We start from the raw sequence: 19,363 nt of genomic DNA, 5'->3' as shown, positions 1-19,363 counted from the left end.
ACCCATTTTGGTTTAGTATAAAATTTCTGAAAGTAAACTACCTTTTCATTTCACCAAAGAACATAAGGAGTTAGCTATGTGCCACATTAGAACGGGTGGGACTGCATTTCCAATAGCACGATATTGTCTAGCATCCGAGACAATATTAATTTTAAAATTATCAGGAAAAGACTGAATTTTTGCAGCTTCTCGTGGCGTAAATCTTCGATATCTGCCATCAATTTTTAAAACTGGATCGGTGCTATTCAAGCTGACTTTAGCTAAGTGTGAGCTAATCGTATTGCAAGGTTGCTCCAAATCTTGATCCCTTCCTTTATTCATTTTTTTTCTCACTCGCATCATTCCATCTACCGCTCGTTGGCTGAAGAACCATTTTTCATCCTCGTTAGCTTTTTTATCTATTACCTCTTTCAATTTAATTTTTGAACCGTTCAGAGTCGTAGGTTTTGGAAAATTAAAATAGGCAAAGTCCTCATAATTCTTGAACCCAATTATGAAAACTCGTTCTCGTTTTTGTGGGACACCATATTCTGACGCATTAAAAAGCTGATATTTTACGTGATAACCAGCTTTTTCAAACTCTTTGATTATCATTGGAAATGCTTTCTTTTTGTTGGCCGACATAATTCCTTTTACATTTTCCGCAATAAAGAATCTAGGCTGTTTTTTTTCAAGAATTTTGACCATTTCAAAGAATAGCATTCCTCTTTCGTCTTTATAACCTAATCTTGGTGGATTTTGTGCACTAATTGAAAACGACTGGCAGGGAAAACCGCCCAAAAGAATATCGTGTTCGGGAATTTCAGACATGGAAACATCCTTGATGTCTTTAGTTATGCATTTATGTTCAAAATTGTCATTGTAAATTTCTGTAGCATATTTATCAAAGTCGTTAGCATATACTACCTCGAATGGCAGAGAAGGGTAATTTTTATTAAGATAACTGAAATTACCAACTAGACCTAAATCCATTCCGCCACAACCACAAAAAAATGAAACAGCCTTTAATTTCTTATTTCCATTAACTCTTGCCATTGTCCAGATTCTTTTGAAAATTCTACTACTAAATTTTTATCAACTTTTATGTTGCCTCGTTCATATTCCTTTACAGGATTATTAATGACAAATATGTTTTTTCCAGAGTCATTAATAACCAAATAATATACATAGTAATTGTCACCTAGTGTTTCAGCTGTATCCCATTCGTTTGGGGTCAGCTTAAATCGATTGCTATTGATGGCTTTTCTCGATTTTGTAGTTTTAACCTCTATATATCTCTTCTTTTTCTCAATCTCAATGCTTTGTAAATCATATCCAACTCCTAAAGGCGTTGGAATTTTATTTATCAAATGTTGTCTGTTTGAACCTTCTTTTGTTCGTAGGTATTCGTGAGCTAATACTAAAGTTTCTCCGTAGTCACCAAAAATTTTGGTTGGAACTTTAGTATCTCCACTCATTCTAGAATAATACTCTTGAATCAAAGCGGAAATGCTTTCAACTTCATTAGAATCTAATTGTGGTTTAAATTCTTCTATTTCATCAAAGCTGTTAACAAAATCAAACCATAATTCTTCGAGAGAACCAATTTCAGGATTTGTAATTGAGTCTCTATCATAAAATTGGTCATACTCATTAAACCAAACCGAGTTTCTCAAATGAAAATTGATAGCTTCTTTATTTTCATCATTCAGGTAATAATAGTAGCCAATACCTTTATGCTGTAACAAGTTTGCTAACACCATATAATCTAGAATATCTCCAGCATAGCGATACACATCACCTCTGGATGGGTAAGTTCCAGTTCTAGAGTTTTTGAGTTGCTCATACTTGTGTTCGTATTCTATCTTTTGATTTCTGTTGGACAGTATTAGTTCTGCAACTTCTTTTGGGTGTTTGCCATCTCGGGTAACTCTTAAATCAAAATATGCACATTGAGTTAATTCTTCTGCGGTGAAACTAAAAGGTTTGCCTAATATTTTTTCTCCTTCAATAAGAAGCTGTAAGATGAATTGGCAAGGCTTGAATCGTACACCAGCCTCAATTTGCTTAATTACATTTTGAGATTTTATATGTCCTCCTGGATATTGAAAGCTAAACAAGAAGTAATTAAAAAATTCATCCAAATATTGATTATTTGCTAACCTCTTCGCAGATAACCCAGGATATTGTTTGCCATTAGATTCTTGAATAAAACCAAACAATGCTGAAATTTCAGTTCTCCAATTATCAATAGTTTTTTGAGTAGATGTGGCATTTTTCTTGAAGCTAAATAAAACTTTATTTAAGTCATCTCTAAATATTTCTTTGTCCAATATTGGCATTTCCGAAATAGAAGTCGCAACATAAAGCAAGACTTCTTCAACATCATTTTTGAAGCGAGGTCTAACGTGATGAAGCCTAAAGAGGTATTCGTCAGGGATTTTATATTTTAAAGGCTTACTCATAAATATTTTTTGATTTTTAAAGCTATTTCTTTAGCTAATAATGGCGGTACTGCATTACCTACTTGCTTATATTGACTTGTTTTACTACCACAAAAAATAAATTCGTCTCGGAATGATTGAATTCTAGCACTTTCCCTAACTGTAGGAACACGATTAAATTCATAATGAAAATGATGTCTGTGACCAGTATCTATGGTAAAACTCGGCTTTTTGCTATTAAGTCTAGTCCAAGCGATATTTACTTTTCTTGTTTCGTGAAGTTCTTTTGGTAAGTCTTTGTAATTACCTCCATCTGGAACCATAGCAATAATTTCAACCGTTTTTTCACTATGGTTTGTGATTTGATGATTGAAAACTACCTTATTCCCATTTCTCATTTCTCTTTGAAAAACACTTTTTGGATTAATGGGATATTGACATCCATCTTCTAAACTATTTTTTGGCAGGTCGGAAATGGCTTCTTCAGAAGTGATTTTATTATCAGTTGTTGTTGGTTTCGGAAATTCAAACTCCAAGCTATCTTTTAAGCCAACAAAAAAAGCTCTCCTTCTATTCTGCGGTACAGCAAAATCAGATGCTAATAGTTTATTATACGTTATTTTATATCCGATATCTTCAAAGTCTTTTAAAATTTGATTTTTGATAGCACCATTGCCCATTGAAAGTATGTTAGGAACATTTTCCATAACAAATGCTTTGGGTTTGAAATAATCTACAAATCGAAGAAAGGACTTGTAAAGTTGGTTTCGCTCATCATCAATGATTCTTTTTCCAGCAATAGAAAAACCTTGACAGGGTGGACCGCCTATAATTAAATCGATACTTTCAATATCATATTTTGTCTTTATTTCTTGAGGGTCTAGGTTTAGCAAGTCAGCAACAATTCCTTTTGAATTTTTATGGTTATAGTTAAAAGTTTCAATTGCATCTTTCCAATGGTCTATTCCTAGAATTACATTGTAATTCGCTTCGATAAATCCTTGAGAAAGACCTCCACAACCACAGAATAGGTCTATTACGTTATATTTTTTACTCATTTTTAAAGTTGAATGTGCCTTGTTTGGAATTAGTATTTCTTAAATAATTGGCTGTATCTTCTGCTACTGTAAAAATGGAGTCTGAACATTTATATTTAAAGGCTTCTCTTGCAAATTTGTCAGCAAAGAATAAATCCGTAACGGTCTGCAAGTCGGTTTTAAATAGTTCAGCCAATTTTTTCAGCTTTGATTTACTGAATTTTTGACTTCCGTTTTCAATTCGACTAATGGCACTTGTATTAATTCCGATTTTCGCACCGAATTCAGTTTGTGTCCATTCTCGCTTTTCTCTTTCAGTTTTTATGAAATGTCCGAAACTTGCCATAGTATTGATTTGATCAAAAGATGATTTGATCTGTTTTGTGCAAATTTAAAAATAATTTGCGATTTTTAGGTCAAGTCGTTTCTTTTTTTTAAATTTCTCCATTCAACCCCTCAACATACCTCAAAACATCATCCTTCCCCATCCCATTCGATGAAGAAGTCACAAAATAATTGGGCATTTCTTCCCAAAATTCAAGCATTACGTTTTGGTATTCGGAAACATGCCGTTCAATGGCCTTGGGTTTTAACTTGTCGGCTTTGGTAAAGATGATAGAAAACGGGATGCCATTTTCGCCCAACCATTGCATAAAATCCAAATCAATGGGCTGTGGTTTGTGGCGGATATCCACTAAAACAAAGGCTGTCACTAATTGTTCCCGATGACTAAAATATTGGGTGATAAACTTTTGAAAGGTCTTTTTGTCCCGTTTGGATACCTTGGCGTAACCGTAACCGGGCAAATCCACCAAGTGCCAATTTTTATTGATTAAAAAGTGGTTGATGAGTTGCGTTTTTCCGGGTTTTCCAGAGGTTTTGGCCAAGCTTTTGCGTCCTGTAAGCATATTGATAAGCGACGACTTTCCTACATTACTTCGCCCGATAAAGGCATATTCGGGCAGACTGCTCTTTGGGCATTTTGCCACATCGGAATTGCTTACCACAAATTCAGCAGACTTTATCACCATAATTTTGGAATTTTAAGCTTTGGAGTTGTTATTTAGTACCGGTCCCGATAGCTCCCGATAACTATCGGGACGGGATTGGAATTTGACGCTTAAAGCTCGCGCTTTGTGAGCCAAGCATCCATTAATTCGTTAAAGGTGTCGGGGTGTTCCATCATGGCCGCGTGCCCACATTTATCGATCCAAAACAGTTCGGAGTCTGGTAGTAGCTCATGGAATTCCTCCGCAACCTCTGGAGGGGTAACGTTGTCGTTCTTGCCCCAAATAATGCAAGTTGGGGTTTGCATTTTTGGTAAATCCTTTGCCATGTTATGTCGGATGGCGCTTTTGGCTATGGCCAAAGTTTTTACCAGTTTGTTGCGATCGTTAACAGATTTATAAACTTCGTCAACAATTTCCTTGGTAGCTACTTTGGGGTCGTAAAATACATCTTGGGCCTTCTTTTTAATTACTTCGTAATCGCTACGTTTAGTATAGCCACTGCCCATGGCACTTTCATAAAGCCCTGAACTTCCGGTGATTATAAGGCCTTTAACTTTTTTGGGATATAATTTGGTGTGGTATAATCCAATATGGCCTCCTAGAGAATTCCCAAGCAGAATAACTTCCTTAAACCCTTTAAATTCAATAAAATCATGCAGGTATTTCGCAAAGTTTTTAACGTTGGTTTTAAGCAACGTCATCGTGTAGATGGGCAGTTCAGGAATAACTACCTTGTAGCCCTTGGCACTGAAATAGTTCTTTACGGAATCAAAATTACTCAAGCCCCCCATTAAACCATGCAACACAATAATTGGCGTGCCTTCGCCAACTTCGATATAACTGTAATTTTTTTCTTTCTTTAAGCTATCCCCCATGTATTTCGGTTCATCCTTTTCCTAATAAAACAAATATAGGCAAATCATTCAAATTTCAAGGGGTTTAATGTGTTATGGGCAAAACTTGCATTTTCGATTCATGTCAACACATGTTAACAAACATTTATCCCACTTTATAACCTATTGAAAATCAGAATTCATCATATTCAATTTATATAAAATCTAAAGCAAAAGACGCACTTCGTCGAAAACTTATCAACAAAAAGTGGTAGGATGTGGTAAATGGTGGTAAATTTTCGATATATTTGAAACTTAAAGTTCTAAATCTAGGGTCGCCTCATTGCATTCATTAATAGGAACATACGGTTGTAAAGTAGATGTCAAAGGACGTTTGATGATACCTGCTGGCATGAAAAAACAGTTGATGCCAATTCTTGACGATGGTTTTGTATTGAGGCGGTCCGTGTTTCAGCAATGTCTAGAATTGTACCCTATGGCAGAGTGGCAATTGCTAATGCAAAAGATGAACAAGCTTAACCGATTCAAGAAAAAGAACAACGATTTTATCCGTCGGTTTAGCGCGGGTGCGAGAATTGTGGAAGTAGACAGCAATGGAAGATTGTTGATTCCTAGGGATTTAATGGGAATCGCCAATATTTCTAAAGATATCGTGCTATCGCCATCGATAAATATTGTTGAAATCTGGGATAAAGATTTGTACGAAAAGGCTATAGATGATGCGGCGATGGATTTTGCAGATTTAGCTGAAGAGGTAATGGGTCAAGATAACGACGATGTATCATAATCCTGTGCTTCTTAAAGAGACTGTGGACGGTTTGGCGATAAAGCCTGATGGAGTTTACGTTGATGTGACCTTTGGAGGCGGAGGCCATAGCCGCGAAATTCTTAACCGATTGGGAAATGAAGGAAGGTTATTTGCTTTTGATCAGGATCAGGATGCATTGGGTAATGCTATTGATGATGAGCGTTTTACGTTGATTAATGAGAATTTCAGGTACGTAAAACGGTTTTTGAGGTTTCACGGTGTAAAAGAAGTGGATGGAGTATTGGCTGATTTTGGTGTGTCGTCCCACCAGTTTGATGTTGCTGAACGGGGGTTTTCAACACGATTTGAGGCGAAGTTGGACATGCGAATGAACCAGCAAAATGAACTATCGGCATACCATGTCATCAATGAATACGAAGAGGAGCAGTTGAAACAAGTGCTTTTGCAATATGGGGAATTGAGGGCAGCACCGGCCATGGCCAGATTGATTGTAGCGCATCGGCAAAATGAGGAAATAGTTTCGAGCGCACAGCTAAAAGCAGTTTTGAAAAAGTTTTTGTCGCCTCGGCACGAGAATAAAATATTGGCGCAGATTTATCAAGCGATTCGAATTGAAGTGAACCAGGAAATTGAAGTACTGAAAGAATTTTTGTTGCAAACACCGGAGATTTTAAAGTCAGGTGGGAGGTTGAGTTTTATTTCGTACCACTCATTGGAGGATAGGTTGGTAAAACGTTTTATTAGAAATGGATTGTTTGAGGGGGAACCGGAGCGCGATGTATTCGGCAATTTTGAAGTGCCGTTGAAAAAAGTGGGCGGTTTAATTCTACCAACGCAAGAGGAAATCAAAAATAATAATCGGGCCCGAAGTGCCAAATTAAGAATAGCCGAGAAGTTGTAATTGATGAAAGATAAGTTTTTCAACATACTTAAAGGAACCTTTTTAGTCAGCGATGATTCGTTTAAAAACTGGCGAATCATCATTTTTATTTCGGTGTTGGCGGTGGTGATGATTGCCAGTTCGCATAGTGCAGATAAAAAGGTTTATGAGATTGCAAATTTGGAAAATGAGGTAAAAAAAATGCGTTCCGAATTTGTGGAGGGGCGTTCAAAGCTGATGCGGTTAAAAATGGAATCGGCGGTAGTATTAAAAATGAAAGAAAAAGGGTTGGAGTCCTCTGTGATTCCACCGAAAAAAATAATAATTAAAGGTCAGGACTAGGATTAGCAGTGGCAGTTACCGAAAAAAACATACTAAACAGATTGTACTTCGTAGCGGGGTGCATGTTCATTTTGGGTGTAGCTGTGATGGTGAAGTTGGCCAACGTCCAATTTGTGCATGGCGAAAAATACCGTGCCAAAGCCAGCAAGCGCATTGTTCAGGACTTTGTAGTGCCAGCCAATCGTGGGAATGTTTATTCGGCTAACGGAAATTTGTTGGCAACCACGATTCCAAAATATAATATTCGCCTGGATTTAATGACGCCAAAAGCGAGCACGTTTGAGGGCAACTTGGTGGCCTTGTGTGATTCGCTTTCCGATTTCTTCGGTAAGCATTCTTCGGGTTATTATCAAAAGAAACTCCGAAAAGCACGGGCTAACAAAAACCGTGGATTTTTAATTGCCAAAAATTTGGGCTATTCGGATTATTTGAGGGTAACCAGTTTTCCGTTGCTCAGCGAAAAACCATTCATCGGAGGATTAGTTGTGGAGCCAAAGGCCAAACGTGAACATCCAATGGGGGGTATTGCACAAAGGACTATCGGTTATGAACGTATTGACGGCCAGGGTCACCTAACCCGTCCCGGAATTGATGGGGCTTTCGGGGTGCCTTATTTGCGTGGAACGGACGGGAAAAGCACCAAACAACAAATCTATGGAGGCGAATGGAAATTGATTGAGCATAATCAAATTGAGCCTGAAGACGGTTATGATGTTTATACCACCATCGATGTGAATATTCAGGATATTGCCCACCATGCTTTGCTTAAACAATTGGAATATTACAAGGCCGACCACGGTTGCGCAGTAGTAATGGAAACCAAAACTGGCGAGGTGAAAGCAATAGTTAACTTGGGGAGAAATTCCGAAGGGAAGTATTACGAGCGAAGAAATTACGCGGTGTGGGAGTCGCACGAACCGGGTTCTACTTTTAAGTTGATGGCCGTTACTGCAGGTCTGGAAGACAAGGTGATCGATACGAGCGATGTGGTGGATACTGAAAATGGACGTATCACATTTTATGGTAAGCACGTTAGGGATTCAAATCGCAGGGGTTATGGGAAAATTTCTGTGTCCGAAGCTTTTGAATTGTCGTCCAACACCGGAATTGTTCGTGCCATATACGACGCCTACAAAGACAAGCCTTCAAAGTTTGTGGATCGGCTTTACGCTATGAATTTACACGATAGTTTAGGACTTCCCATCAAGGGTGAAGGGAAAGCGATTATTCCAGACCCAAGAATTAAAAACGGACGATGGAGCGGTATTGCCTTGCCTTGGATGGCCTTCGGCTACGGGGTGTCCTTTACGCCTTTGCAAAACTTGACCTTTTATAACGCGATTGCCAATAATGGCGAAATGGTAAAACCTCAATTTTTGAAAGAGGTGAAGCAGTTTGATAAAACTATAGTGCCTTTCAAAAAGGAAGTCATCAATAAAAGAATCTGCTCAGAAGAAACCGTAAAAAAAGTAAAGCAGTTATTGAAGAACGTTGTGGAAAAGAAGCATGGTACAGGCCATAGGCTGTACTCCAAAAACTTTTCAATGGCTGGAAAGACGGGCACCTGTCAAAAGGATTATCGCGATAAGGAGAAATTGAATTACATCTCGTCATTCGCGGGATTTTTTCCAGCGGACGACCCTAAATATTCCTGTATCGTCGTCATTCATGAGCCGGATAAAACGGTCGGGTATTATGGTGCCGATGTTTCGGGACCCGTATTCAAAAGCATTGCTCAAAAAATATTTATCGATACTCCAATTGTGGACGAACTGGATTCAATGGAAGTTAAACACGGTGCAGTTATCGAAGAATTTGAGGACTATTATCAACTGGCGCAAAAGCATAAAACCATAATGCCAAATGTAGTTGGCTTGCCTGCGATGGATGCGGTTGCATTGCTGGAAAATATGGGGCTAAAAGTGGATTTAAGAGGCGCGGGAATGGTGAAAAAGCAGTCCATTTCAAAAGGACAAAAAGTAAAAAAGAATCAAAAAGTTGTTTTAGAAATTTCGTGAACATTCTGAAGGACATATTATATAAAGTGAATTTAAACGCCGTTGTCGGAGGCACCAACGTTACAATAAATGCCATTCATTTCGATTCCCGAAAGGTGGAGGAAAATGATGCATTTGTCGCTGTACGAGGCACGGTTTTCGATGGGCACGATTATATAGATGTCGCTATAAAACAGGGCGCAATTGCGATTATTTGCGAGGCTTTACCTACTTCTTTAGTTGATGGGGTAACTTATATAGAGGTTGACTACTCAAACAAAGCGCTGGCAATTATGGCTTCAAATTATTACGATTCCCCATCTGATAATTTGAAGCTTGTCGGTGTGACGGGTACCAATGGAAAAACTACCATAACAACTTTGCTGTATCAACTATTCAAAAATGCGGGCTATAAAGTAGGATTGTTGTCCACTGTAAAAATTTTGGTGGGTGACACCGAATACAAGGCCACGCATACCACGCCCGATTCCGTTACTATCAACAAATATTTGAAGCTGATGAATGATGCTGGAGTGGAGTATTGCTTTATGGAAGTGAGCTCCCATGGCATTCATCAAGGTAGAGCGGAAGGTTTACGATTTGAGGGAGGTGTATTCACGAATTTGTCGCACGACCACTTAGATTATCATAAAACATTTGCAGAATATCGGGATGTGAAGAAATCCTTTTTCGATGGCCTGTCGCCAAAAGCATTTGCCTTATCAAATGGTGATGATAAAAACGGTTTGGTGATGTTGCAAAATACCGTGGCCAAAAAGTACACCTACGCACTTAAAGGATATGCAGATTACAAAGCACAGATTCTCGAAAATGAGTTTAGCGGACTATTGTTGTCCATTGATGGGAGTGAGGTTTGGACAAGGCTTATAGGAAATTTCAATGCCTACAACGTATTAGCAATTTACGCCACGGCGGAATTGTTAGGGCTTGAAAAGGTTGAAATACTGAGGTTAATAAGTGATTTGCAAAGCGTAAGCGGACGGTTTCAATATTTTATTTCAGATGAAAAAATTACAGCTATTGTGGACTACGCCCATACGCCCGATGCCCTAAAGAATGTGTTGGAAACCATTAATAGCATACGCACTAAAAATGAATCCTTGATTACTGTTGTGGGTTGTGGGGGTGATCGAGATAAAACCAAACGCCCCAAAATGGGACATATCGCTTCAGAGTTGAGTACTAAAGTGATTTTTACCAGTGACAATCCTCGAAGCGAGAAACCCGAAACAATTATTGAAGATATTGAAAAAGGCGTTGAGCCTCAGAATTTTAAAAAGACCTTGTCCATAGTGGATAGAAAACAAGCTATTAAAACAGCTTGCCAATTAGCGGAGGCAAACGATATTATTTTGATTGCGGGCAAAGGCCATGAGACCTATCAGGAAGTCAACGGTCAACGTTTCGATTTTGATGATTATAAAACCGTAGAAGAATTTTTAAAACAATTGCAAAAGTAAATGTAACTGTCACCCTGAGCGTGTCACACTGAGCGCAGTCGAAGTGCAGTCGAAGGGTCACAAAACTTAAGGTTTAATGTTATACTACCTATTTGAATATTTAGAAAAGCAATTCCAGTTTCCTGGGGCGACTCTTTTTGGGTTTTTAACCTTTAGAGGTGCCTTGGCTATGATTTTGTCATTGTTGATTTCTACAATTTACGGAAAGCGCATCATCAAATTTTTGCAGAAAAAACAGATGGGCGAGACCATTAGGGACCTAGGCTTGGAAGGGCAGGCTGAAAAAGCAGGAACACCAACGATGGGTGGTATCATCATCATTTTGGCAACGCTTATTCCCGTTTTGTTGTTGGCAAAATTGGAAAACATTTATATCATTCTACTCATTGTAACAACGCTTTGGATGGGGGTTATCGGTTTTTTGGATGACTATATCAAAAAATTTAAAAACGATAAAGAGGGGCTAAAAGGACGCTTTAAGGTTTTAGGGCAAATAGGTTTGGGTCTTATCGTCGGAATCACTCTTTATGTGAGTAGTGATGTCACCGTGAAGGAAAAACTGCCAGAGGCACAGCAAGAAATTTTGTTGGCCGAAAATCCGGATTTACCAATAACCAAATTATTTCAAGACGAAGAGAAGTCTACTAAAACTACGATTCCATTTTTCAAAGCAAATGAATTTGACTATGCCGATTTAATCACTTGGATTAGTCCAGATTTGAAAAAATATACCTGGATTATTTTCATCATTGCAACGATTTTTATCATCACAGCGGTGTCCAACGGTGCCAACCTTACAGATGGCATTGATGGGTTGGCTGCAGGAACTTCTGCCATCATTGTACTGACCTTGGGCATTTTTGCTTGGGTGTCCGGTAATATCATTTTTTCCGATTATCTCAATATTATGTATATCCCTAGAGTGGAGGAAATTACCATTTATATCGCTGCGTTTGTTGGGGCTTTGATTGGATTTTTGTGGTATAACACTTTTCCGGCTCAAGTATTTATGGGGGATACGGGGAGTTTGACTATTGGAGGGATTATTGCGGTTATCGCCATCGCGGTTCGAAAGGAGTGGTTAATTCCATTGATGTGCGGCATTTTCCTTGCAGAAAACTTATCGGTAGTGATGCAGGTGAGCTGGTTTAAATACACCAAGAAAAAATATGGTGAGGGGCGCCGCATTTTTAAAATGTCACCCTTGCACCATCACTACCAAAAATTGGGCTATCACGAAAGTAAGATTGTTACCCGTTTTTGGATTATAGGTATTCTATTGGCCATCATTTCAATAGTAACACTGAAAATCAGATAAAATTCCTGTGGAAACAGGAATCTCAAAAATGAAGGAGGAAAAATTACATAAGAGTGAGCGACCCTCCTCCTTTGGAGGAGTTGGAGGAGGCCTCTTAGTGGTTTTGGGTGGAGGTGAAAGTGGAGTTGGTACTGCACTTTTGGGAAAGGCAAAAGACTATGAGGTATTCCTTTCTGATAAGGGAAAGGTAAAGGAAGCTTACAAAAAAGTTCTTATACATAATGAGATTGAATGGGAGGAGCAACAGCATACTGAAGCTAAAATCCTAAATGCCGATTTGGTGATGAAAAGTCCGGGAATTCCAGATAAAGTACCCTTAGTAAAACAAATCAGGGAAAAAGGAATTCCGGTGGTTTCTGAGATTGAATTTGCTTCAGAATTCACCAAAGCAACTATTGTAGGTATTACGGGTAGCAATGGGAAAACAACCACGGCAACCCTGACACATCACCTTTTAAAAGATGAGCTAAACGTTGGTTTGGCGGGAAATATTGGCGACAGTTTTGCAAAGCAGGTTTTGGAAGAAGATTATAAAAACTATGTGCTGGAAATCAGCAGTTTTCAGTTGGATGATGTGATTGATTTTAAGCCAAAAATTGCAGTTATCACCAATATCACGCCAGACCATTTGGATAGATATGACTATCAATTTGAAAACTATATACGGGCCAAATTCAGAATTGCGATGAATCAAACCTCTGACGATTATTTGATTTATGATGCGGATGATGAAGTAATCACGAATCATTTAAAAAGCCACCCAGTTCAATCCACATTATTGCCATTTTCATTGGAAAGGAAAATTGAAAATGGGGCTTATTACGAAAACGAAAAACTAATTATAACTATTGATAATAATCAGATTATTATGCCAACTACAAACTTAACTTTAGAAGGAAAACACAACATTAAAAATGCCATGGCCGCGTCAACGGTTGCGCATTTGTTGAAAATCAGAAAGCAGACCATTCGCGAGAGTTTAGAGAACTTTCAGGGTGTGGAACACAGGCTTGAACATGTTCTGAAAATTAATAAAGTGCAGTATATCAACGATTCAAAGGCCACTAATGTTAATGCTACCTACTATGCCTTGGAGAGCATGGATGCGCCTACTGTTTGGATTGTTGGGGGCGTGGACAAAGGCAACGATTATAGTGAACTTTTTCCTTTTGTAAACGAAAAGGTAAAAGCCATCATTTGTTTGGGGGTGGACAACCAAAAGTTAATGGAAACTTTTGGCAATATGGTAGATATTATCATAGAAACCCAGTACATGAGCGAGGCGGTGAAAATCGCTTATAAAGTTGCAGATGCCGGGGATAGCGTATTGTTGTCGCCTGCCTGTGCGAGTTTTGATTTGTTTGAGAATTATGAAGACCGTGGGCGTCAATTTAAAAACGCGGTAAGAAATTTATAAAATATAATAGCTCCTTCCCTTTTTTAAGGGAAGGTGGATTTTGGTTTTCTAAAAAGCCAAAATTCGGAAGGGTTAATATGGGAAGTGTATTTAAAAATATAAAAGGAGATAGGCTCATCTGGGCGATAGTAGCATTGTTGGCAATACTATCGTTTTTGCCTATTTATAGCACGGCAAAGGGTGCAAATACCTTCTCTTCGTTTGTGACCCATTTTGTGCATTTGGCACTTGGTTTTTCTATTATGTACGGCATTCACAAGATCCCATATCGTTATTTTCGGGGCTTGTCCTTAGTGATGATTCCTGTGGTTTTGGTGTTGCTTGTGATCACTATTTTTCAAGGTGAAGTACGGGATGGTGCTGCTGCAAGCCGATGGATAACCGTGCCCATCGTGAATAAATCCTTTCAGCCTTCAGCATTGGCATCTGTCGTTTTGTTAATATACGTGGCAAGGTATCTGTCGAAAATGAAAGAAGAGGTAATTACATTTAAGAGCTCATTGTTACCGCTTTGGTTGCCCATGTTTTTGGTGCTTGGATTAATATTGCCGTTTAACTTTTCCACTGCGGCCATCATTTTTAGTATGGCTTTGGTGCTGATGTATTTTGGGGGGTATCCATTGAAATATCTCGGTGCCATTTTTGGTATTGGCTTATTGGGCCTATGTCTTTTTGTAGCGGTAGCCAAAAATACAGATGGCGCACTTCACGTTAAAGTAAATACTTGGGAAAATCGAATAAAGAGTCATTTTTCAGGCGAAGAGGAGGCAGGCTCTCAAATTGAAAAAGCTAAAATAGCCATCGCTTCGGGCATGGTAAATGGTGTTGGGCCAGGGAAGAGCATACAAAAGAACTTTTTGTCCCAATCGGAGTCCGATTTCATTTTTGCCATAATCGTTGAGGAGTACGGTTTTATTGGAGGCTTTATTGTGATGTTGCTGTATTTGTGGCTGTTGTTCCGGGTGGTGATTGTAGCACAAAAGGCCGATACCATTTTCGGGAAATTATTGGTGCTGTCAGTGGGCATTCCAATTGTGTTTCAGGCATTGGTGAATATGGGAGTCTCCGTTGGGCTGTTCCCCGTAACGGGGCAAACGCTGCCATTAATCAGTTGGGGTGGTTCTTCTATTTGGATGACCTGTTTGGCTATTGGTGTTATTTTAAGTGTGAGCGCAAAACGCGAAGAAATAAAAGAACAGGAAATTAGGGAAGATAATCCGTTGGAGATTTTATCAGAAACGATATGATTTAGGAGACAGGAGACAGGAGACAGGAGACAGGAGACAGGAGACAGGAGACAGGAGAAGTTTTGGAATTTAGTATTTGAAAATTGGAATTTTAATAATTGGCTAAAGCGAAAACATATCGAATTATTTTATCAGGAGGCGGTACTGGAGGCCATATCTATCCGGCTATTGCAATTGCGAATGAATTGAAGTCGCGATACCCCGAATCGAAATTTCTGTTTGTGGGCGCAAAGGACAGAATGGAGATGGAAAAAGTGCCACAGGCGGGATATGATATCAATGGGCTTTGGATTTCGGGGATCCAAAGGAGATTGACCCTCAAAAATCTGATGTTTCCATTGAAAGTGATGAGTAGCCTTTGGAAAGCTCGCAGAATAATTAAATCGTTTAGGCCTGATGTGGCCATTGGAACCGGAGGTTTTGCGAGCGGTCCGTTATTATATGTGGCTGCCCAAAATAAAATTCCAAGTTTGATTCAGGAACAGAACTCCTATCCAGGAATTACCAACAAACTATTGTCAAAAAAAGCGCAAAAAATCTGTGTTGCTTATGAAGGTTTGGAGCGTTTTTTTCCAAAGGAGAAAATCAAAATAACGGGTAACCCTGTGCGTCAGGATTTGCTCAGTGTAGAGGATAAAATAGTCGAAGCCAAAAACCATTTTGAGCTGAAACATGGGAAATATACGCTTTTGGTATTGGGAGGAAGTTTGGGGGCCAGACGCATTAATCAACTCATAGAAAAGGAGCTGGATTTTCTAGACACCCAGAACGTCCAAGTGATATGGCAGTGTGGCAAGTTGTATTATCAACAATACAAGTTGTATGGCAATACGAATAACGTTCAGGTGTATGAGTTTTTGAATCAAATGGATTTGGCTTATGCGGCTGCGGATATTGTAATCTCCCGTGCTGGGGCTAGTTCGGTTTCAGAATTGTGTATCGTTGGGAAACCAGTGATTTTTATTCCGTCACCAAACGTAGCGGAAGATCATCAAACGAAAAATGCCCTGTCAATAGTGAATCAAGATGCCGCCATAATGATTAAGGAAAGCGAGTTGGATGTAGATTTTGAAAACAAATTTTCGCAATTAATTGGTTCTCAGGAAAAGCAAAAGGCCTTAGGGGCAAATATCAAAAAACTAGCCTTGGTCAATGCCACAAAGGATATTGTGGATGAGGTGGAACTATTGTTAAAGAAATGAATTTGAATCATATAAATAACGTGTTTTTTGTAGGTATCGGGGGCATTGGTATGAGTGCCTTGGCGCGTTATTTCAAATCTATTGGCAAGGATGTTTCGGGTTATGACAAAACGGCCACTGAAATCACAAATGCTTTGCAACATCTTGGGATTTCGATTCATTTTGAAGATAACCTAAGCAATATTGATAATGCGTTTAAAAACAAAGAAAGCACACTTGTTATTTATACCCCGGCCATCCCGAAACAACATTCACAATTAAACTATTTTATTTCCAACGGTTTTACGGTGATGAAACGTTCCCGAATTTTGGGAATGATTACCGAAAACACCTTTTGCCTAGCGGTAGCCGGAACCCACGGAAAAACCACCACGACTAGTATTTTGGGGCATTTGCTGTATGAATGCGACGTAAAATTAACCGCCTTTTTGGGAGGTATCAGTGAAAATTACAACTCAAACTTAATTTTAAATGGCGATGAAGTTTCAGTGGTGGAAGCAGATGAATTTGACCGCTCCTTCTTGACCCTATCTCCGGATTTTGCATGTATCACTTCCATGGATGCCGACCATTTGGATATTTATGGGGATGCCTCGGCATTGAAAAAATCCTTTGAGGACTTTTCGAAAAAAATAAAAAAAGGCGGAAAGCTTTTTGTAAAGAACGGGTTGTCGTTAAAAGGCATTACCTATGGTATTGAAGATGATTCCGATTATGAAATTCGAAATATCAAAATTAAAAATGGAACCTACATCTTCGAGGTAAAAACTCCGCAAACGGCCATCAAAAATATTGAATTCAATCTTCCGGGAAGACATAATTTATCAAATGCTTTGGTAGCTTTTGCTATGGCTTTGGAATATGGTTGTGATGTTCAAAAACTAGTTTCGGCATTGGCAACTTATAAAGGAGTAAAGCGTCGATTTACTTATCAAATAAAAACGGATGAGTTGGTGTTCATTGATGACTATGCGCATCATCCCGAAGAAATCAATGCGGTCCATAGTGCCGTACGGGAGATGTATCCCGCCAAAAAAGTGCTGGCCATATTTCAGCCTCATTTATTTAGCCGAACCAAAGATTTTGCAGATGGTTTTGCCGAAAGTCTGTCGCAATTTGATGAGATTTTATTGCTGGATATTTACCCAGCACGGGAGCTTCCTATTGAGGGCATTACCTCGGAATGGTTGCTAGGTAAAATAAATAATCCGAACAAGAGGTTGATTCAAAAAGGGAGGATTTTGAGTGCTATAAAGGCAAGTGATGCCACGGTGATACTGGTCATCGGAGCAGGAGATATTGGGGAAGAAGTTAAACATATTAAACAAGGATTGAGCATTGCGAGTTAAGTGGAAACATATAAAAATGGTGCTGTTACTGATGCTAGTCGTGGGTCTTTTTGCGTTCTCGTCAATCAGAAATGAAGAGCGAATTATTTCCAAACCTGAGGTCTCATTTTTGGGGGAAGACAACCTATTTATCACCCAAGAGACTGTTAGTAAATTGTTAATACAAAATCAAGAGGGCGTTAAAAATGTGCCTAAAGAAACTTTAGATTTGAATACGTTAGAAAATGCCCTGAATTCTAATCCCATGATTAAATCGGCCGAGGTGTATGTAGCTGTAAATGGAGCACTTAAGGCTGAAATTAAGCAAAAAAGACCCGTTGCGAGAGTAAGTACAAACGCATCATATTATATAGATGATGAAGGTCAATATATGCCTTTGTCTCCTAATTATACCGCGCGCGTTCCCTTGGTTACGGGTTATGTTGAAAAAAATAATTTAGAGCACATTTATACGGTGGCGAAAAAAATTGAGGACGACCAATTTTTGAAACATCATGTGGTGGAAATCCATCAAAGTCTAAATGGCAATATGGCCTTAAGGTTGCGAAAATGCAAGTTTACGGTGAACCTTGGGGATTTGAAATTTTTAGAAAAGAAGATCAGCAATTTGAAAGCTTTCTATAAAAAGAGCTTAAAAGAGAACACATTGGACACTTACAGTAAAGTGAATTTACAATTTGAGAATCAGGTGGTTTGTACCAAAACATAAACTATGGAACATAATTTAGCGGTAGGATTAGACATAGGAACCACAAAAATTGTGGCGATGATCGGTCGTAAAAACGATTACGGCAAACTCGAGATTTTGGGTATCGGCAAATCTAAAAGCTTGGGGGTGCACCGCGGTGTGGTAAACAATATTACACAAACGATCCAATCCATCCAACAGGCTGTACAAGAAGCTGAAGCTGCAGCTGAAATTAAGATTGAAGATGTTACCGTTGGTATTGCCGGACAGCATATCCGAAGTTTACAACATAGCGATTATATCACTCGACCCAATTCCGATCAGGTGATTGATGAAGGCGATATTGATAGGTTGATTAATCAAGTCCATAAGTTGGTGATGTTGCCCGGAGAGGAGATTATCCATGTGTTGCCTCAAGAATTTAAAGTGGATGGTCAGGCAGAAATCAAAGAACCCATAGGTATGTACGGAGGTAGATTGGAAGCCAATTTCCACGTAGTTGTCGGTCAGGTTTCTTCCATAAGAAATATCGGAAGATGTGTTCAAAGTGCGGGATTGAGTTTAGAAGGTATTACCCTTGAGCCTCTCGCTTCCGCGGAAGCTGTTTTGAGCCAAGAAGAAAAAGAAGCCGGAGTAGCTTTGATTGACATAGGGGGTGGAACTACTGATTTGGCCATTTTTAGGGATGGTATTATTCGTCACACGGCGGTTATTCCGTTTGGAGGTAATGTGATTACCGAAGATATCAAAGAAGGTTGCTCCATCATTGAGAAACAAGCTGAGCTTTTAAAAATAAAGTTCGGTTCAGCATGGCCAGGTGAAAATAAGGACAACGAAATCGTTTCTATTCCAGGTTTAAGAGGAAGAGAGCCAAAGGAAATCACCTTAAAAAACCTGTCGAGAATTATTCATGCTCGTGTGGTCGAAATTGTGGAGCAAGTATATGCTGAAATTAAGAACTATGGCCACGAAGAACGCAAGAAAAAGTTAATTGCCGGTATTGTGTTAACGGGTGGTGGTAGCCAGTTAAAGCATTTAAAGCAATTAGTAGAATATATCACAGGAATGGATACCCGTATTGGCTATCCGAATGAGCATTTGGCAGGAGATAGCGACAGTGATGTTACCAGTCCGTTGTACGCTACCGCTGTGGGATTAGTATTGGATGGCCTAAAGCGCCAAGAGCGCAATAAAGCAGAGGAGCAGGAGCAGGTTGTTGCGAATGAGCAAACTGAAACAAATGAAGAAAACGCTCAAGAAACAGTTGAAAAACCTGTTAAGGAGCGCCGTTCCTTTTTAGACAAGTTAACCGAACGCGTTAAGGATTTTTTAGATAACGCGGAGTGATT

Annotated in this window: 18 protein-coding genes; 12 read left to right on the top strand and 6 right to left on the bottom strand. The window is 39.0% G+C overall.

The window, feature by feature from the left end; genetic code table 11:
- Positions 1 to 45: 45 nt before the first annotated feature.
- From dcm to ACFSR8_RS11890, 6 genes are all read right to left on the bottom strand, one after another.
- Positions 46 to 1,035 carry a DNA cytosine methyltransferase gene (dcm, locus tag ACFSR8_RS11915; RefSeq protein ID WP_380292311.1) on the bottom strand — a complete coding sequence of 330 codons (990 nt, stop codon included), beginning with the start codon at positions 1,033 to 1,035 and terminating at the stop codon, positions 46 to 48.
- Positions 1,005 to 2,444 (bottom strand): protein NO VEIN domain-containing protein, encoded by a 1,440-nt coding sequence (locus ACFSR8_RS11910; RefSeq protein WP_380292309.1) that lies wholly within the window; start codon positions 2,442 to 2,444, stop codon positions 1,005 to 1,007. The genes dcm and ACFSR8_RS11910 overlap by 31 nt, the downstream gene beginning before the upstream one ends.
- Positions 2,441 to 3,481, bottom strand: coding sequence for a DNA cytosine methyltransferase (locus ACFSR8_RS11905; protein ID WP_380292307.1), 1,041 nt, complete (start codon positions 3,479 to 3,481; stop codon positions 2,441 to 2,443). Before ACFSR8_RS11905 ends, ACFSR8_RS11910 begins: the two co-directional genes overlap by 4 nt.
- Positions 3,474 to 3,806, bottom strand: a complete 333-nt coding sequence (locus ACFSR8_RS11900) for a helix-turn-helix domain-containing protein (protein WP_380292305.1) — start codon at positions 3,804 to 3,806, stop codon at positions 3,474 to 3,476. The genes ACFSR8_RS11905 and ACFSR8_RS11900 overlap by 8 nt, the downstream gene beginning before the upstream one ends.
- 88 nt (positions 3,807 to 3,894) lie before the next feature.
- A complete protein-coding gene (gene yihA / locus ACFSR8_RS11895; protein WP_380292303.1) occupies positions 3,895 to 4,491 on the bottom strand; it encodes a ribosome biogenesis GTP-binding protein YihA/YsxC in 597 nt (198 codons plus the stop codon).
- A gap of 89 nt (positions 4,492 to 4,580) precedes the next feature.
- Positions 4,581 to 5,345 (bottom strand): alpha/beta fold hydrolase, encoded by a 765-nt coding sequence (locus tag ACFSR8_RS11890; RefSeq protein WP_380292301.1) that lies wholly within the window; start codon positions 5,343 to 5,345, stop codon positions 4,581 to 4,583.
- Positions 5,346 to 5,646: 301 nt separating this feature from the next.
- On the opposite strand from ACFSR8_RS11890, the gene mraZ reads away from it, so the two are divergent.
- The 12 genes from mraZ to ftsA all read left to right on the top strand — a co-directional run bounded on the left by mraZ (position 5,647) and on the right by ftsA (position 19,361).
- Entirely contained in the window at positions 5,647 to 6,111 is a 465-nt protein-coding gene (gene mraZ / locus ACFSR8_RS11885) for a division/cell wall cluster transcriptional repressor MraZ (RefSeq protein ID WP_380292299.1), read from the top strand.
- Positions 6,101 to 6,994 carry a 16S rRNA (cytosine(1402)-N(4))-methyltransferase RsmH gene (rsmH, locus tag ACFSR8_RS11880; RefSeq protein ID WP_380292297.1) on the top strand — a complete coding sequence of 298 codons (894 nt, stop codon included), beginning with the start codon at positions 6,101 to 6,103 and terminating at the stop codon, positions 6,992 to 6,994. Before mraZ ends, rsmH begins: the two co-directional genes overlap by 11 nt.
- Before the next feature lie 3 nt (positions 6,995 to 6,997).
- Positions 6,998 to 7,315: an FtsL-like putative cell division protein gene (locus tag ACFSR8_RS11875; protein WP_380292295.1), complete on the top strand. Its 318-nt coding sequence runs from the start codon at positions 6,998 to 7,000 to the stop codon at positions 7,313 to 7,315.
- A 62-nt stretch (positions 7,316 to 7,377) separates the two neighbouring features.
- Entirely contained in the window at positions 7,378 to 9,333 is a 1,956-nt protein-coding gene (locus ACFSR8_RS11870) for a penicillin-binding protein (protein ID WP_380292472.1), read from the top strand.
- Positions 9,330 to 10,793: a UDP-N-acetylmuramoyl-L-alanyl-D-glutamate--2,6-diaminopimelate ligase gene (locus ACFSR8_RS11865; RefSeq protein WP_380292293.1), complete on the top strand. Its 1,464-nt coding sequence runs from the start codon at positions 9,330 to 9,332 to the stop codon at positions 10,791 to 10,793. The genes ACFSR8_RS11870 and ACFSR8_RS11865 overlap by 4 nt, the downstream gene beginning before the upstream one ends.
- A 76-nt stretch (positions 10,794 to 10,869) precedes the next feature.
- Positions 10,870 to 12,111 (top strand): phospho-N-acetylmuramoyl-pentapeptide-transferase, encoded by a 1,242-nt coding sequence (mraY, locus tag ACFSR8_RS11860; RefSeq protein WP_186558164.1) that lies wholly within the window; start codon positions 10,870 to 10,872, stop codon positions 12,109 to 12,111.
- Between the two features lie 28 nt (positions 12,112 to 12,139).
- Positions 12,140 to 13,528: a UDP-N-acetylmuramoyl-L-alanine--D-glutamate ligase gene (murD, locus tag ACFSR8_RS11855; RefSeq protein ID WP_380292290.1), complete on the top strand. Its 1,389-nt coding sequence runs from the start codon at positions 12,140 to 12,142 to the stop codon at positions 13,526 to 13,528.
- 77 nt (positions 13,529 to 13,605) lie between these two features.
- Entirely contained in the window at positions 13,606 to 14,775 is a 1,170-nt protein-coding gene (locus tag ACFSR8_RS11850) for an FtsW/RodA/SpoVE family cell cycle protein (protein ID WP_380292288.1), read from the top strand.
- Positions 14,776 to 14,873: 98 nt separating this feature from the next.
- The gene (gene murG, locus ACFSR8_RS11845) at positions 14,874 to 15,977 is read left to right on the top strand and encodes an undecaprenyldiphospho-muramoylpentapeptide beta-N-acetylglucosaminyltransferase (protein ID WP_380292286.1); all 1,104 of its coding nucleotides are present in this window, start codon (positions 14,874 to 14,876) and stop codon (positions 15,975 to 15,977) included.
- Positions 15,974 to 17,326, top strand: coding sequence for a UDP-N-acetylmuramate--L-alanine ligase (murC, locus tag ACFSR8_RS11840; protein ID WP_380292284.1), 1,353 nt, complete (start codon positions 15,974 to 15,976; stop codon positions 17,324 to 17,326). The genes murG and murC overlap by 4 nt, the downstream gene beginning before the upstream one ends.
- Positions 17,327 to 17,342: 16 nt before the next feature.
- Entirely contained in the window at positions 17,343 to 18,035 is a 693-nt protein-coding gene (locus ACFSR8_RS11835) for a cell division protein FtsQ/DivIB (protein ID WP_380292282.1), read from the top strand.
- Positions 18,036 to 18,038: 3 nt separating this feature from the next.
- The gene (ftsA, locus tag ACFSR8_RS11830; protein ID WP_380292280.1) at positions 18,039 to 19,361 is read left to right on the top strand and encodes a cell division protein FtsA; all 1,323 of its coding nucleotides are present in this window, start codon (positions 18,039 to 18,041) and stop codon (positions 19,359 to 19,361) included.
- The last annotated feature ends 2 nt before the right edge of the window (positions 19,362 to 19,363 follow it).

Origin of the sequence: Hyunsoonleella rubra (genome assembly GCF_042684665.1) — a bacterium.
Taxonomy (GTDB): domain Bacteria; phylum Bacteroidota; class Bacteroidia; order Flavobacteriales; family Flavobacteriaceae; genus Jejuia; species Jejuia rubra.
Note: the sequence above shows the minus strand (reverse complement) of the source record. Positions and strands in the feature narration are given on the sequence as shown.

Coding starts and splice junctions, on each gene's coding strand:
- yihA (WP_380292303.1), bottom strand. CDS start 4,491: ATGGTGATAAAGTCTGCTGAATTTGTGGTAAGCAATTCCGATGTGGCA.
- ACFSR8_RS11900 (WP_380292305.1), bottom strand. CDS start 3,806: ATGGCAAGTTTCGGACATTTCATAAAAACTGAAAGAGAAAAGCGAGAA.
- ACFSR8_RS11905 (WP_380292307.1), bottom strand. CDS start 3,481: ATGAGTAAAAAATATAACGTAATAGACCTATTCTGTGGTTGTGGAGGT.
- ACFSR8_RS11850 (WP_380292288.1), top strand. CDS start 13,606: ATGGGAAGTGTATTTAAAAATATAAAAGGAGATAGGCTCATCTGGGCG.
- ACFSR8_RS11890 (WP_380292301.1), bottom strand. CDS start 5,345: ATGGGGGATAGCTTAAAGAAAGAAAAAAATTACAGTTATATCGAAGTT.
- ftsA (WP_380292280.1), top strand. CDS start 18,039: ATGGAACATAATTTAGCGGTAGGATTAGACATAGGAACCACAAAAATT.
- ACFSR8_RS11870 (WP_380292472.1), top strand. CDS start 7,378: ATGTTCATTTTGGGTGTAGCTGTGATGGTGAAGTTGGCCAACGTCCAA.
- dcm (WP_380292311.1), bottom strand. CDS start 1,035: ATGGCAAGAGTTAATGGAAATAAGAAATTAAAGGCTGTTTCATTTTTT.
- mraY (WP_186558164.1), top strand. CDS start 10,870: ATGTTATACTACCTATTTGAATATTTAGAAAAGCAATTCCAGTTTCCT.
- ACFSR8_RS11910 (WP_380292309.1), bottom strand. CDS start 2,444: ATGAGTAAGCCTTTAAAATATAAAATCCCTGACGAATACCTCTTTAGG.
- ACFSR8_RS11875 (WP_380292295.1), top strand. CDS start 6,998: ATGAAAGATAAGTTTTTCAACATACTTAAAGGAACCTTTTTAGTCAGC.
- murD (WP_380292290.1), top strand. CDS start 12,140: ATGAAGGAGGAAAAATTACATAAGAGTGAGCGACCCTCCTCCTTTGGA.
- murC (WP_380292284.1), top strand. CDS start 15,974: ATGAATTTGAATCATATAAATAACGTGTTTTTTGTAGGTATCGGGGGC.
- ACFSR8_RS11835 (WP_380292282.1), top strand. CDS start 17,343: ATGGTGCTGTTACTGATGCTAGTCGTGGGTCTTTTTGCGTTCTCGTCA.
- rsmH (WP_380292297.1), top strand. CDS start 6,101: ATGTATCATAATCCTGTGCTTCTTAAAGAGACTGTGGACGGTTTGGCG.